This is a genomic window from Nocardioides sp. (genome assembly GCF_041913365.1).
In the GTDB taxonomy this organism is placed as follows: domain Bacteria; phylum Actinomycetota; class Actinomycetes; order Propionibacteriales; family Nocardioidaceae; genus Nocardioides.
Window position 1 is genome coordinate 656,937 of sequence record NZ_JAYSFM010000001.1, and the last position, 12,843, is coordinate 669,779.

General features: G+C 72.7%; 14 protein-coding genes. 13 read left to right on the forward strand and 1 reads right to left on the reverse strand.

Annotation, left to right across the window (positions count from 1 at the left end; genetic code table 11):
- Nucleotides 1-9: 9 nt before the first annotated feature.
- Nucleotides 10-546 (reverse strand): inorganic diphosphatase, encoded by a 537-nt coding sequence (locus ACE3QY_RS03285; RefSeq protein ID WP_374454919.1) that lies wholly within the window; start codon nucleotides 544-546, stop codon nucleotides 10-12.
- Nucleotides 547-746: 200 nt separating this feature from the next.
- Between ACE3QY_RS03285 and dacB the strand changes: the two genes are divergently transcribed.
- The 13 genes from dacB (at nucleotide 747) to ACE3QY_RS03350 (ending at nucleotide 12,720) form a co-directional block, all read left to right on the forward strand.
- On the forward strand, nucleotides 747-2,150 hold the full coding sequence (gene dacB / locus ACE3QY_RS03290) for a D-alanyl-D-alanine carboxypeptidase/D-alanyl-D-alanine-endopeptidase (RefSeq protein ID WP_374454573.1): 1,404 nt from the start codon (nucleotides 747-749) through the stop codon (nucleotides 2,148-2,150).
- Nucleotides 2,151-2,301: 151 nt separating this feature from the next.
- Nucleotides 2,302-3,318: a zinc-dependent metalloprotease gene (locus ACE3QY_RS03295; RefSeq protein WP_374454574.1), complete on the forward strand. Its 1,017-nt coding sequence runs from the start codon at nucleotides 2,302-2,304 to the stop codon at nucleotides 3,316-3,318.
- Nucleotides 3,315-4,298 (forward strand): tRNA lysidine(34) synthetase TilS, encoded by a 984-nt coding sequence (tilS, locus tag ACE3QY_RS03300; RefSeq protein ID WP_374454575.1) that lies wholly within the window; start codon nucleotides 3,315-3,317, stop codon nucleotides 4,296-4,298. The genes ACE3QY_RS03295 and tilS overlap by 4 nt, the downstream gene beginning before the upstream one ends.
- 30 nt (nucleotides 4,299-4,328) lie before the next feature.
- Nucleotides 4,329-4,700, forward strand: a complete 372-nt coding sequence (locus ACE3QY_RS03305) for a response regulator (RefSeq protein WP_374454576.1) — start codon at nucleotides 4,329-4,331, stop codon at nucleotides 4,698-4,700.
- 45 nt (nucleotides 4,701-4,745) lie between these two features.
- A complete protein-coding gene (locus tag ACE3QY_RS03310; protein WP_374454577.1) occupies nucleotides 4,746-6,485 on the forward strand; it encodes a sensor histidine kinase in 1,740 nt (579 codons plus the stop codon).
- A 32-nt stretch (nucleotides 6,486-6,517) separates the two neighbouring features.
- Nucleotides 6,518-7,069 (forward strand): hypoxanthine phosphoribosyltransferase, encoded by a 552-nt coding sequence (hpt, locus tag ACE3QY_RS03315; RefSeq protein WP_374454578.1) that lies wholly within the window; start codon nucleotides 6,518-6,520, stop codon nucleotides 7,067-7,069.
- Between the two features lie 102 nt (nucleotides 7,070-7,171).
- Entirely contained in the window at nucleotides 7,172-9,229 is a 2,058-nt protein-coding gene (gene ftsH, locus ACE3QY_RS03320; RefSeq protein ID WP_374454579.1) for an ATP-dependent zinc metalloprotease FtsH, read from the forward strand.
- 8 nt (nucleotides 9,230-9,237) lie between these two features.
- Nucleotides 9,238-9,846: a GTP cyclohydrolase I FolE gene (gene folE / locus ACE3QY_RS03325; protein WP_374454920.1), complete on the forward strand. Its 609-nt coding sequence runs from the start codon at nucleotides 9,238-9,240 to the stop codon at nucleotides 9,844-9,846.
- 32 nt (nucleotides 9,847-9,878) lie between these two features.
- Nucleotides 9,879-10,679 (forward strand): dihydropteroate synthase, encoded by an 801-nt coding sequence (gene folP, locus ACE3QY_RS03330; protein WP_374454580.1) that lies wholly within the window; start codon nucleotides 9,879-9,881, stop codon nucleotides 10,677-10,679.
- On the forward strand, nucleotides 10,676-11,050 hold the full coding sequence (folB, locus tag ACE3QY_RS03335; protein ID WP_374454581.1) for a dihydroneopterin aldolase: 375 nt from the start codon (nucleotides 10,676-10,678) through the stop codon (nucleotides 11,048-11,050). The genes folP and folB overlap by 4 nt, the downstream gene beginning before the upstream one ends.
- The gene (gene folK, locus ACE3QY_RS03340; protein ID WP_374454582.1) at nucleotides 11,043-11,612 is read left to right on the forward strand and encodes a 2-amino-4-hydroxy-6-hydroxymethyldihydropteridine diphosphokinase; all 570 of its coding nucleotides are present in this window, start codon (nucleotides 11,043-11,045) and stop codon (nucleotides 11,610-11,612) included. The genes folB and folK overlap by 8 nt, the downstream gene beginning before the upstream one ends.
- A gap of 10 nt (nucleotides 11,613-11,622) precedes the next feature.
- Nucleotides 11,623-12,114 carry a DUF3180 domain-containing protein gene (locus ACE3QY_RS03345; RefSeq protein ID WP_374454583.1) on the forward strand — a complete coding sequence of 164 codons (492 nt, stop codon included), beginning with the start codon at nucleotides 11,623-11,625 and terminating at the stop codon, nucleotides 12,112-12,114.
- Nucleotides 12,115-12,123: 9 nt separating this feature from the next.
- Nucleotides 12,124-12,720: a hypothetical protein gene (locus ACE3QY_RS03350; RefSeq protein ID WP_374454584.1), complete on the forward strand. Its 597-nt coding sequence runs from the start codon at nucleotides 12,124-12,126 to the stop codon at nucleotides 12,718-12,720.
- The last annotated feature ends 123 nt before the right edge of the window (nucleotides 12,721-12,843 follow it).

Genomic DNA, 12,843 nt, shown 5'->3' on the forward strand with positions numbered 1-12,843 from the left:
CCGACTCGCTCAGGCGTCCTCGCCCAGGCTGTCGTCGGCGAGGTTGTCCACGTCGTTGCCGTGGCCCTCGGTCTTGAAGCGCTCGAAGGAGGCGCGGACCTCGGCCTCGGCCTCGGTGCGGCCGACCCAGTCGGCGCCCTCGACGGACTTGCCGGGCTCGAGGTCCTTGTAGACCTCGAAGAAGTGCTGGATCTCGAGGCGGTCGTACTTGGAGACGTGGTTGATGTCGCGCAGGTGCTCCAGGCGGGGGTCGTGGCTCGGCACGCAGAGCACCTTGTCGTCGCCGCCGGCCTCGTCGGTCATCCGGAACATGCCGATCGCGCGGCACTCGATGAGGCAGCCCGGGAAGGTGGGGGACTGGAGGATCACGAGCGCGTCGAGCGGGTCGCCGTCCTGGCCGAGGGTGTTCTCGATGTAGCCGTAGTCGGCGGGGTAGGCCGTCGAGGTGAAGAGCATGCGGTCCAGGCGGATGCGCCCCGTCTCGTGGTCGACCTCGTACTTGTTGCGCTCGCCCTTGGGGATCTCCACCAGCACGTCGAAGCTCAGCACGTCTTCCTCCACTCTTCGGCCGCGTCATCGGGCCGTCTCCAGGTCACGCTCCGCTGCGCCCGGCGACAGCCCGGCGCGAAGTCCTGGGGGCAGTGTCGCGCACAATGGCCCGGATGCGCGAAGCGAGAGGGTCGAAACGTCGGGGACGTGAGGTACGCCACCCTGCGCTCCGGGTCCTGGGGGTGTGGTTGCCCGTCGTGCTCGTCCTCGCGCTCCTGGGCGCCGGCGTCGGCGCCTACCGCTTCGAGTGGGGCCAGCGCTACCTCCCCTGGCTCGCCGCGGACCCGGCGACCGAGCCGGAGCAGGTGCTGCTGCCGGCCGGCCTCGAGCTCCCGTCCTGGACCACGCCGGCCGCGGAGGCCCAGCCAGCCGACACCTCCGGCACCCTCGCCCCCGACCGGGTCGCCCGCGCGGTCGCCGAGGACCTCGCCGACCCCGACCTCGGCCGCCACGTCGTCGGTGCCGTCTCCTCGTTGACGCCCGGGTCGGAGGTGTGGACCTCCGGCGACGGGACCTACCTGCCGGCCTCGACCACCAAGCTGCTCACCGTCGGCGCGGCCCTCGCCGCCCTCGGGCCCGACCACACCTTCACCACCCGCGTCGTCCGGGGCGAGGGGCCGCGCGAGGTCGTGCTCGTCGGCGGGGGAGACCCGCTGCTCGCCAGCAAGCCGCTGTCCGTCGCCGAGCGCGGCGCGACCTACCCGGCCCGCGCCGACGTCGCCACGCTCGCCGTCCAGGTCGCCGAGGCGCTCGGCGGGACCGGACGGGTGCGGGTCCGCTTCGACGACAGCCTCTTCACCGGCCCGACCGACAACCCCGCCTGGCGACGCGACTACGTGCCCGACGACATCGTCAGCCCGATCACCTCGCTGATGGTCGACAGCGGCATCACGCCCGACGGCCAGGAGCGCTCCGACGACCCGTCGCTCGCGGCCGCCCAGGCCTTCGCCGCGGCCCTCACCTCGGCCGGCCTGAGGGTCGCCGGCCCACCGGAGCGAGTCGTCGTACCTGCGGCGACGGAGGAGCTCGCCGTCGTCGAGAGCGCCCCGCTGTCAGAGATCGCCGAGCGCATCCTCGACGTCAGCGACAACGAGGGCGCGGAGGTCGTCGGGCGCCACGTCGGCCTCGCGGTCTCCGGCGCTGCCTCGTTCGAGGGCGGCACTGCCGGGGTGCTGGCCACCCTCCAGGGGCTCGGCATCGACACGAGCGGTGACCAGCTGTACGACGGCTCCGGCCTCTCCCGCCGCAACCGGATCAGCACCACCACCGTCCTCGCCCTCCTCCAGGCGGCCTCCGGGCCCGACACCGACCTGCGCAGCCTGGTCACGGGCATGCCCGTCGCCGGCTTCACCGGCTCGCTGACCTACCGCTTCGCCGAGGGCCCCGCCGTCGCCCGCGGCCTCGTGCGCGCCAAGACCGGCACCCTCACCGGCGTCCACGCCCTCGCCGGCATCGCCGTCGACCGCGACGGCACCCCCCTCGCCTTCGTCCTCGCCGCCGACAAGGTCAAGGACACCGACAGGTACGACGCCCAGGAGGCCCTCGACCGCGCGGCCGCCGCGCTCGCGGCCTGCAGATGCTCGGCTCCCGCCGCTGGTTGAGCAGGGCGCCCAGCGCCCGTGTCGAAACCAAGTCCTCACTCCCAGGTGGGTTTCGACACGCGGCCGCGACCTCGCAGGCTCGGTCGCGCGCTTGCTCAACCTCCCGCCACACGCGCGGCACTCGTTCCTCGTGCCCCGCTAGTGTCGGGACATGAGCCTCGTCGACTGGGACTTCGCCGTCACCCTGGGATCCCGGGTGTCCGGGCCGGGTCCGGACGTGGGGCCCGACGAGGCGGCCGCGGCCGTGGTCGAGCTGCGGGAGGGGGCGGAGCGGTCGACCCCGCTGGTCAGCGAGTACACCGGCCTGGAGACGACGGCCGGCACGGCCCCGGTGCTGGTCGTCGACCGGGCCGGGTGGATCCAGGCCAACGCCGACGGCTTCGCCAAGCTCCTCACCCCCATCGTCGACAAGATCACCGAGAAGAAGGGGCCGCCGAGCGGCCTCTCGGCGGCCATCGGGTCGCGGGTCACCGGCGCCGAGGTCGGTCTGATGCTCGGCTTCCTCGGCTCGAAGGTGCTCGGCCAGTTCGACCCGTTCCACGCTCCGCGCGGGCGCCTGCTGCTGGTGGCCCCCAACATCGTGCACGTGGAGCGCGAGATCGGCGCCGACCCGCACGACTTCCGGCTGTGGGTGTGCCTCCACGAGGAGACCCACCGGGTGCAGTTCACCGCGAACCCGTGGCTCGGGGAGCACCTGCTGTCGCAGATGAACACCCTCGCCGACACGATCGAGCCGACGGCCGTCCTCGAGGGGCTGCGCCGCGGTGCGGAGTCCATCCGCAGCGGCGGCGGCAGCGTCCTCGACCTGGTGTCCTCGCCCGAGCAGAAGGAGATCCTCGACCGGGTCACCGGCGTGATGTCCCTGCTCGAGGGTCACGCCGACGTGGTCATGGACGGCGTCGGACCCACCGTGATCCCCTCGGTCGAGCGGATCCGCAAGAAGTTCAACCAGCGCCGGCAGGGCGTCGGCACCCTCGACAAGCTCCTCCGCCGGCTGCTGGGCCTCGACGCCAAGATGGCGCAGTACCGCGACGGCGCCGTCTTCGTGCGGCACGTCGTCGACAAGACGGGGATGGACGAGTTCAACGCGATCTGGAGCGGACCCGAGACGCTGCCGTCCAAGGCCGAGATCGAGGACCCCGACGCCTGGATCGCTCGGGTGCTGTGACGCTCCACCCGTCGGTCGCCGCGGTCCGGCTGCCGGTCCGCGCGCTCCTGGCGCAGCTGGCGCCGGGCGACGTGGTGGCGGTGGCGTGCAGCGGCGGCGCCGACTCGCTCGCGCTCGCCTCGGCGGCCGTGTTCGAGGGGCACAAGCTCGGGCTGCGGGTCGTCGGCGTCACGGTCGACCACGGCCTCCAGCCCTGGTCCGCCGACCAGGCCGCCCGCGTGGTGGCGCAGCTCGCGTCCCTCGGCGTCGACGAGACGCTGACGGCGACGGTCTCGGTGGACGCCGGCGCGGGCCTGGGGCCCGAGGCCGCGGCCCGGGAGGCGAGGTACGCCGTCCTGGAGGAGGTCGCCACTCACCTCGGCGCCGCGCGCGTGCTGCTCGGCCACACGCTCGACGACCAGGCCGAGACCGTGCTCCTCGGCCTCACCCGCGGCTCGGGCGGTCGCTCGCTGCAGGGGATGCGGCCCGGCTTCGGGGTCTTCGCGCGCCCGCTGCTCGGCGTACGCCGCGACGACACCGTGACCGCCTGCCAGGTCGAGGGCCTCGAGGCCTGGGACGACCCGCACAACCACGACCCCGGCTACACCCGGGTCCGGGTGCGCGAGCGCGTGCTGCCGGTCCTGGAGGACGAGCTCGGCCCGGGCATCGCCGCCGCGCTGGCCCGCACGGCGGAGCAGCTCCGCGACGACACGGCCCTCCTCGACGAGCTCGCCGACCGGGTGCTCGCCGACGTCCGTCGCGCGGAGGGGCTGGACGTCGAGGCCCTCCGCGCGCAGCCGCCGTCGCTGCGCCACCGGGTCCTCCACCGCGCCGCGCTGGCAGCCGGAGTGCCGGCCGCCGAGCTCACCCGCGCCCACGTGCTCGAGGTCGACCGGCTGCTGGTCGACTGGCGCGGCCAGCGGTGGATCGACCTGCCCGGCCCACGCCGGGCCACCCGGCGCGACGGTCTGGTGGTGATCGAGGACCCCACGGCCGGGTAGGGTCACGTCCCTCGCAGCCAGGGGGAATCGATGCCGAACGTGCTCGTGGTCGACGACGACCAGGACATGAGGGACCTCATCGAGCTCGTGCTGCGCCGGTCCGGGCTCGACGTGGTGGCGGTCGGCAGCCCGCTCGCCGCGCTCGACCTCGTGACCACCGAGCAGTTCGACCTCGCGGTCCTGGACTGGAGCATGCCGCAGATGGACGGTGGCGAGCTCTGCTCCCGGCTCCGGGAGCTGCCCGAGCTGCGCGACCTGCCGATCCTCATCCTCACGGCGTACGCCGATGCCGCCACGCGCGATCGCGCCTTCGCGGCCGGCGCGACGGACTTCATGTCCAAGCCGTTCACGCTCAAGGACCTCCGCGGCGTCGTGGCCACCCTGCTCGGTCAGTCGACCTGACCGATTCGGCTGCCGGGCCCGCCGATCGAAAGTAAAGTCGCGGGCATGGCAGCGCGGCGGGCGATCGACCTCGCCGTCGCTGCGCTGGTGGCGACGGCGGTGCTGCTCTACGCGGTGGTGGACGACTACCTCCTGGACAGCCTGCTCTACACCGGCACGATGGTGGTTGCGGGCATCGCGGCCTGGGTCGGCGCCGAGCGCGCTCCCGCGGAGCTCCGGCTCGTCGGCCGGCTGATCGCGGTGGGGATCTCCCTGACCGCGCTCGGCGACACCGCGTGGAACGTCCTCGACGCCGCGGGGATGTCCACGGACGTCTCCGTGGCCGACGTGCCGTGGTTCGCCTCCTACGTGGTGCTCTGCGCTGCCCTCGTCATCGTGCTGCGCCGCAGCGGGTCGGGACTACGCGACCTCGACGTCACCCTCGACGCGGTCACGATCGTCGTGGTGAGCGTCCTGCTGCTGTGGGGGCGCGCGATCGAGACCATCGTGACCGACAACTCCGTGCCGGTCGCCGTGCGCGTGGTCTGGGCGGCCTACCCCGTCGCCGACGCTGTGCTGCTGGCGCTGGTGGTGCGGCTGCTCGCCAACCGCGCTGCCCGGAGGTGCCTGGACGCCGGGTTCGCCGTGGGTGCCGTCCTGTGGCTCGCGGCTGACATGGCCTACCTCCAACCGGTCGCCGGTACCGAGCAGGTCCTGATGGACGCTGCGTGGATGGTGGCGCCTGTGCTGATGGCACGGAGCGTGTGGCGTCTTCGCACCTCGGTCCCGGCGGCCCCGGCGGGCCGTCGCCACGCGGTGTTCCAGCTGGGCATCGCCGTCGGGCCGCTCCTGGTGCCGCCGGCGATCGAGCTGGTGTCCGACCTGCGGGGCGGGCCGGACCGGCCGCTCCAGCTCACGCTGGGCACCCTCGTCCTGACGATGCTCGCGTTCGTGCGGATGGCGCGCCTCATGCGGTCCGAGGAACGCGCCGTCCACGAGCTAGAGGTCGCCCGCGACGCCGCGCTGGAGGCCTCGCGCGCCAAGTCCATGTTCCTGGCCACGATGAGCCACGAGATCCGCACGCCGCTGACGATGGTGCTCGGCGCCGGCGAGATCCTCGAGGACACCCCGCTCGACGACCTGCAGCGCGAGATGGTGACGCGGATGCGCCGATCCGGGCAGGCCCTGCGGTCCCTCGTCGACGACGTCCTGGACTTCTCCCGGATCGAGGCCGGGCAGCTCGAGGTCGCCCGGGTGCCCTTCGACCTCGTCGACCTCGTCGTCGAGCTCGACGCACGCTGCCGTCCCCGCGCCGAGGCCGTCGGCATCGCGTACGAGTCGGTGCTGGAGCCCGAGGTGCCCCGACGCGTGGTGGGCGACCCCGGCCGCCTGCTCCAGGTCGTGGGCAACCTGCTGGACAACGGGGTGAAGTTCACCCACGAGGGACACGTGCGGCTGGACGTACGCCGCGCGCGGGACGGCCGCGGCGGGATCGAGCTCGCCGTGACCGACACCGGCATCGGCATCGCCGAGGACGACCTCGAGGCCGTGTTCGAGTCGTTCACCCAGGTCGACGGCTCGACCACGCGTCGCTACGGCGGAGCCGGGCTGGGACTGGCCATCTCCCGGCAGCTCACCACGCTCATGGGCGGCACGCTCGACGTGAGCAGCACCGTCGGCGCCGGCAGCGTCTTCGTGGTCCGGCTGCCCCTCGAGCCCGACGGGGACCCGGCGGAGAGCTCCCCGACGGACCGTCGCAGCCCCGTGCACGAGGAGCCGCGACGCACCGCGACGACCTCGGGCTGACCGCCGCCGACCCCGCGCCCTAGGCTGCAGCCATGGACTCGTCCCACGTGGAGCACGACCTCGTCAACGTCCTCTTCACGGAGGAGCAGATCCAGCAGCGGCTGGCCGAGATGGCGGCCGAGATCACCGCCGACTACGAGGGTCGCGACCTCCTCGTGGTGGGTGTGCTGCGCGGAGCCGTGATGGTGATGGCCGACCTCGCGCGGTCGATGCCGCGCCACCTCGAGATGGACTGGATGGCGGTCAGCTCCTACGGCTCGGGCACCAAGTCCAGCGGCGTGGTCCGCATCCTCAAGGACCTCGACACCGACATCAGCGGCCGCGACGTGCTCATCGTCGACGAGATCATCGACACCGGCCTGACCCTGAGCTGGCTGGTCAACAACCTCTCCAGCCGCAGCCCGGCGAGCGTCGAGATCGCGACGCTGCTGCGCAAGCCGGAGGCGCTCTCCATGCCCGTGGAGCCCAAGTACGTCGGCTGGGACATCCCCAACGAGTTCGTCGTCGGCTACGGCCTGGACTACCGCGAGCGCTACCGCAACCTGCGCGACATCGGCACGCTCGCACCGCACGTCTACTCCTGATCGGGGCTCGCACGGTCGCCACGCTTCACCCCGCCTGAAAGAATGGGCACCCGAGCGACGTGTACCGTCGCGTTCCCACCTCCGAACCGGTGAAAGTTGCCTGTGAAGCGCATATTCAAGGGTCCCTGGCTCTGGATCGCCCTGTCCGCCCTCGCGGTGATGCTGGCCATCCAGTTCCTCGTGCCCAACGACGGCTACGACGAGGTCCAGACCTCGACCCTCTCCTCGTACATCGAGAAGGGGCAGGTCGAGGAGATCGAGTTCAACGGCGCCGACTTCGAGATCCGGGCCACCCTCGACAAGGGCACCCGCGACGCCGGCGACAAGGTCTTCTCCCAGTACATCGACGGTGAGCAGGAGACGCTGCTCGCTGCCGTCCGCGAGCAGGTGGCGGCCGGCACGATCGAGAAGTCCAACTCGGTCGTCCCGCAGCCCAGCTTCCTCGGCTCCCTGCTGGCCACGCTGCTGCCGTTCGCGCTGATCATCCTGCTGTTCATCTTCCTGATGAACCAGGCGCAGGGCGGGGGCGGCCGCGGCGTCATGCAGTTCGCCAAGTCCAAGGCCAAGCTGATCACCAAGGACATGCCGAAGACGACGTTCAGCGACGTCGCCGGCTGCGAGGAGGCGATCGAGGAGCTCGGCGAGATCAAGGAGTTCCTCACCGACCCGGCCAAGTTCCAGGCCGTGGGCGCCAAGATCCCCAAGGGCGTGCTGCTCTACGGCCCGCCCGGCACCGGCAAGACCCTGCTCGCCCGCGCCGTCGCGGGTGAGGCGGGCGTGCCGTTCTACTCCATCTCCGGCTCGGACTTCGTCGAGATGTTCGTCGGCGTGGGCGCCAGCCGTGTCCGCGACCTGTTCGAGCAGGCCAAGGAGAACCCGCCCGCCATCGTCTTCATCGACGAGATCGACGCCGTCGGCCGCCACCGCGGCGCCGGCATGGGCGGCGGCCACGACGAGCGCGAGCAGACCCTCAACCAGCTGCTCGTCGAGATGGACGGCTTCGACGTCCGCGGCGGTGTCATCCTGATCGCTGCGACCAACCGCCCCGACGTGCTCGACCCGGCGCTGCTGCGGCCGGGCCGCTTCGACCGCCAGGTGCAGGTCGACGCCCCCGACCTCAACGGTCGCCACCAGATCCTCAAGGTCCACTCGCGCGGCAAGCCGATCGCGCCCGACATCGACCTGCTCAGCATCGCCCGCCGCACGCCCGGCTTCACCGGTGCCGACCTGGCCAACGTGCTCAACGAGGCGGCGCTGCTCACCGCTCGCAGCAACGCCAAGCTGATCAACAACGAGTCCCTCGACGAGGCGATCGACCGCGTCATCGCGGGTCCGCAGCGGCGTACCCGCCTGATGAGCGAGCGCGAGAAGCTCATCACCGCCTACCACGAGGGCGGCCACGCCCTGGTCGCGGCGGCGCTGCCCGGCACCGACCCGGTGCACAAGGTGACGATCCTGCCGCGCGGTCGCGCGCTCGGCTACACGATGGTGCTGCCCGACCGCGACAAGTACTCCCAGACGCGCAGCGAGATGCTCGACTCGCTCGCCTACATGCTCGGCGGCATGGCCGCGGAGGCGCTGATCTTCCACGACGTGACCTCCGGTGCCGGCAACGACATCGAGAAGGCCACGGCGCTCGCCCGCGCGATGGTGACGCAGTACGGCATGACCGAGCGCCTCGGCGCGGTCAAGCTCGGCGACAGCAACTCCGAGCCGTTCCTGGGCCGCGACATGGGCCACACGCGCAACTACTCCGAGGAGACCGCGGCCGCGGTCGACGAGGAGGTCAAGACCCTGCTGGGCCACGCCCACCAGGAGGCCTTCGAGATCCTCGAGACCAACCGCGACGTCCTCGACGCCCTCGTGCTGGCGCTCCTCGACAAGGAGACCCTCGACAAGGGCGAGATCGCCGAGATCTTCGAGCCGCTCCTCAAGCGGCCGGCGCGACCGGCGTGGACGGGGTCGCCCGAGCGGGTGCCGTCGACGATCCCCCCGGTCGACATCCCGCAGGAGATCCGCGACCGGGCCCACGCCAACTCGGTGCCCGAGGAGCCCGAGGCCGGCGCCGTGCTGACGCCTCCGGGCGCGGGCGGCGACATCCATGGCACGCCCGCGGCCGGTCCCGACACCCCCACCCCGCCGTCGCCGGGCGCACCGTGACCGACCCGATCACGGTGCCGGAGGTCCAGCCCGAGGACGTGCCCGCCTTCGACCAGGAGCGGGCCGAGGCCGCCGTCCGCGAGCTCCTCGCCGCGATCGGGGAGGACCCCGACCGCGAGGGGCTGCTGGAGACGCCGGCCCGGGTCGCCCGGGCCTACCACGAGCTCACCCAGGGCATGCGGATGCGGCCCGAGGACGTCCTCACCACGACGTTCGACCTCGGCCACGACGAGCTCGTCCTGGTGCGCGACATCGAGCTGTGGTCGATGTGCGAGCACCACCTCGTGCCGTTCACCGGTGTCGCGCACGTCGGCTACATCCCCGCCGAGACCGGCAAGATCACCGGGCTGTCCAAGCTGGCCCGCCTCGTCGACGTCTACGCCAAGCGCCCGCAGGTGCAGGAGCGGCTCACCACGCAGGTCGCCGACTCGCTGATGGAGATCCTCGAGGCCCGCGGCGTGATCGTGGTGATCGAGGCCGAGCACCTCTGCATGACGATGCGCGGGGTGCGCAAGGCCGGCGCACGCACCATCACCTCCGCGGTGCGCGGCTCGATGCTCACCAACCAGGCCACCCGCGCCGAGGCGATGGCGCTGATCCGCTCAGGCACCAGGTGACCGGGGCGGCCGCCGCTCGTCCGCCCCGCGTCATGGGGATCGTCAACGTCACCCCTGACAGCTTCTCCGACGGCGGCCGCTACGACACCACCGAGACCGCCGTCGAGCACGGTCGCCACCTCCTGGTCGAGGGTGCCGACATCCTCGACATCGGCGGCGAGTCCACGCGTCCGGGCGCCACCCGGCCGCTGGTCGCCGAGGAGCTCGGCCGGGTCGTCCCGGTGATCCGCGAGCTCGCCGGCGACGGCGCCGTCGTGTCGGTCGACACCATGCGCGCCGAGGTCGCCGAGGCCGCGCTGGCCGCGGGGGCCACGATCGTCAACGACGTCTCCGGCGGGCTGGCCGACCCGCGGATCCTCGACGTGGTCGCCGGCACCGACGCCGACTACGTCGCCATGCACTGGCGCGCGCACGCCGACCGGATGCGCGACTTCACCGACTACTCCCCGGACGGCGTCGTCGAGACCGTGCGCCGCGAGCTGGGCGATCGCCTCGAGGCGGCCCTCGCCGCCGGGATCCCGCACGAGCGGATCGTCCTCGACCCGGGGCTGGGCTTCGCCAAGGAGCCGCACCACAACTGGGAGCTCCTCGAGCACCTCGACGTCCTCGCCGCGCTCGGGTGCCCGCTGCTGGTCGGCGCCAGCCGCAAGACCTTCCTCGGCCGGCTGCTGGCCGTCGACGGCATGGCGCGGCCGGTGGGGGAGCGCGAGCACGCCCACGCCGCGCTGGTCGCGCTGCTGGCCGACCGGGGCGTCGACGTGCTGCGCGTGCACGACGTACGCGCCACCCGCGACGCGCTCGCCGTCGCAGCCGCGATGAGGGGAGACCAGTGAGCGACGAGCTCGCCGTGAGCGGCATCGAGTGCTTCGCGCACCACGGTGTCTTCGACTTCGAGAAGCGCCAGGGCCAGACCTTCGTCGTCGACCTCGTGCTGGGCATCGACACCCGCCCGGCGGCCGCCTCGGACGACCTCGAGGACACCGTGAACTACGGCTCCCTGACCACCGACGTGAAGGCCGCCGTGGAGCGCGATCCGGTCGACCTGATAGAAACCGTCGCTCAACGCATCGCCGATGTGTGCCTGTTGGACCGTCGTGTTGAATGGGCGCGAGTCACGCTCCACAAACCTGATGCGCCCATCGACGCGACGTACTCGGACGTCGCGCTGACGATCACCAGAACGCGAGGCAACGCTCATGACTGAGACCCCCAACCCCAACATCGTGGACGCCGACTCCCTCACCGGGGAGATGCACCCGATCCGCCGGGTGGTGGTCGCACTGGGCTCGAACCTCGGGGAGCGGCTCGCGTCGCTGCAGGGCGCGGTCGACGCGCTGCGCGACACCCCGGACTTCTTCGTCACCGGCGTCTCGCCGGTCTACGAGACCGACCCCGTCGACTCGCCGGAGGAGGCCGGGCCGTTCCTCAACGCGGTCGTCCTCGCCGACACCACGCTCCCCGCCGCGCGCCTGATGGAGCGCGCGCTGGCGATCGAGGACGCCTTCGAGCGCGAGCGCAGCGACATCCGCAACGCGCCCCGGACGCTCGACGTCGACCTGATCGTGGTCGGTGACCGGCGCTCCAACGAGGACTTCCTCCGCCTGCCGCACCCGCGCGCCCACGAGCGGGCGTTCGTGCTGCAGCCCTGGCACGACCTCGAGCCCGACGCCGTCTTCCCCGAGCGCGGCCCCATCGCCGACCTGCTCGGCGCGACCGACGCCTCGGGGGTCCGCAAGCGCGAGGACCTGGCCCTCGAGGTCGAATGATCACCCCGCGTTGAGCCAGACCGACCCGGACGAGCCTCCGGACCCGCGCGGGACGCTCCGCCCCACCTCGGCGGCCGCCCTGACCACGTGCGTGGTCCTGGGGCTCGCCGGCGGCTGGGCGGTCCACCCGCTCATGTCCCGCGTCGCCGGCAGGCCGCCGCTGGTGTCGTGGGCGCAGGTGCTGGCCCTGGTGCTGGTCGCCGCGATCATGGCGTTCCTCGCGTGGCACACCTGGCAGACCGTCCAGGTCCGGGGCGAGCGGCTCGAGGTGCACCAGGCGGTGAACCGGCTCGTGCTGGCCCGTGCGTGCGCGCTCTGCGGCTCCCTGGTCGCCGCCGGCTACCTCGGCTACGCCATCAGCTGGCTGGGCGACGAGAGCCACTACGCCGACCGCTGGATCCTCCGGTCGCTGGTCGCCACCGCGGCTGCGGCCGCGGTGACGCTCGCCTCGCTCGCCCTGGAGCGTGCGTGTCGCACGGACGGCGGCGAGGGTCGGCCCTAGTCTGACCCCATGCCTTCCCAGCAGCCCCAGCAGTCACAGGCGTCCCGTACGCCCGCCCGCCGGCGCCAGCGCAGCACGCGCCTGGTCGTCGCCGTCGCGCTCCTCGCCGCCGCTGCCGCGGTCGTGATCGGCGCCCTGGCCTCGTCGTCGGCCGGCCTGACCGCTGCCGCTGCGGTCGTGGCCGTGCTCGCCGGCGCCGCCGCCACCCGGATCACCCACTCCGAGCTGATGCAGACCCGCCGCGAGGCCGCCGAGGACCGGGCCCGCCAGGCCCAGGAGTACCGCGCCCTCACCGAGCGCCGTACGGAGGAGTCCGCCGCGTTCGCTGCCGACATGCGCCGCAAGATCGAGGAGCGCGAGCACGCCATCGACGTCCTCGAGCGCGCCCTCTCCACCGCCCAGAAGAACGCCGCCGCGCAGACCCTCAAGCGCGGCCAGGAGGCCCGTCGCGCCGACGCCGCCGAGCGTGGCCGCGACGACGCGGAGGGCCGCGCGGCCGAGGCGATCGTCCAGGTCGCCGAGCTGGAGGCCGAGATCGACGTGCTGCGCGCCGAGCTCGACTCGCTGCGCGTCGCCGCCGCGCGCCGCGCCCACAAGAGCGCCTGACGCTTCGGTCTGCTTCGAGCGGTGGGCCACCCACAATCCAGCGCCGGGGCAAGTATGTGGGGCCCCGCCGGATGGGCGCCGCGCGCGGGGAGGGGTGCTGAGCGGGGGGGGACCCCCGAGTGG

What these genes read in the sequence shown, in the direction of transcription:
- ACE3QY_RS03295 (WP_374454574.1), top strand. Translation starts at nt 2,302, where the DNA reads ATGAGCCTCGTCGACTGGGACTTCGCCGTCACCCTGGGATCCCGGGTG.
- ACE3QY_RS03305 (WP_374454576.1), top strand. Translation starts at nt 4,329, where the DNA reads ATGCCGAACGTGCTCGTGGTCGACGACGACCAGGACATGAGGGACCTC.
- ACE3QY_RS03310 (WP_374454577.1), top strand. Translation starts at nt 4,746, where the DNA reads ATGGCAGCGCGGCGGGCGATCGACCTCGCCGTCGCTGCGCTGGTGGCG.
- hpt (WP_374454578.1), top strand. Translation starts at nt 6,518, where the DNA reads ATGGACTCGTCCCACGTGGAGCACGACCTCGTCAACGTCCTCTTCACG.
- folP (WP_374454580.1), top strand. Translation starts at nt 9,879, where the DNA reads ATGGGGATCGTCAACGTCACCCCTGACAGCTTCTCCGACGGCGGCCGC.
- folK (WP_374454582.1), top strand. Translation starts at nt 11,043, where the DNA reads ATGACTGAGACCCCCAACCCCAACATCGTGGACGCCGACTCCCTCACC.
- ACE3QY_RS03350 (WP_374454584.1), top strand. Translation starts at nt 12,124, where the DNA reads ATGCCTTCCCAGCAGCCCCAGCAGTCACAGGCGTCCCGTACGCCCGCC.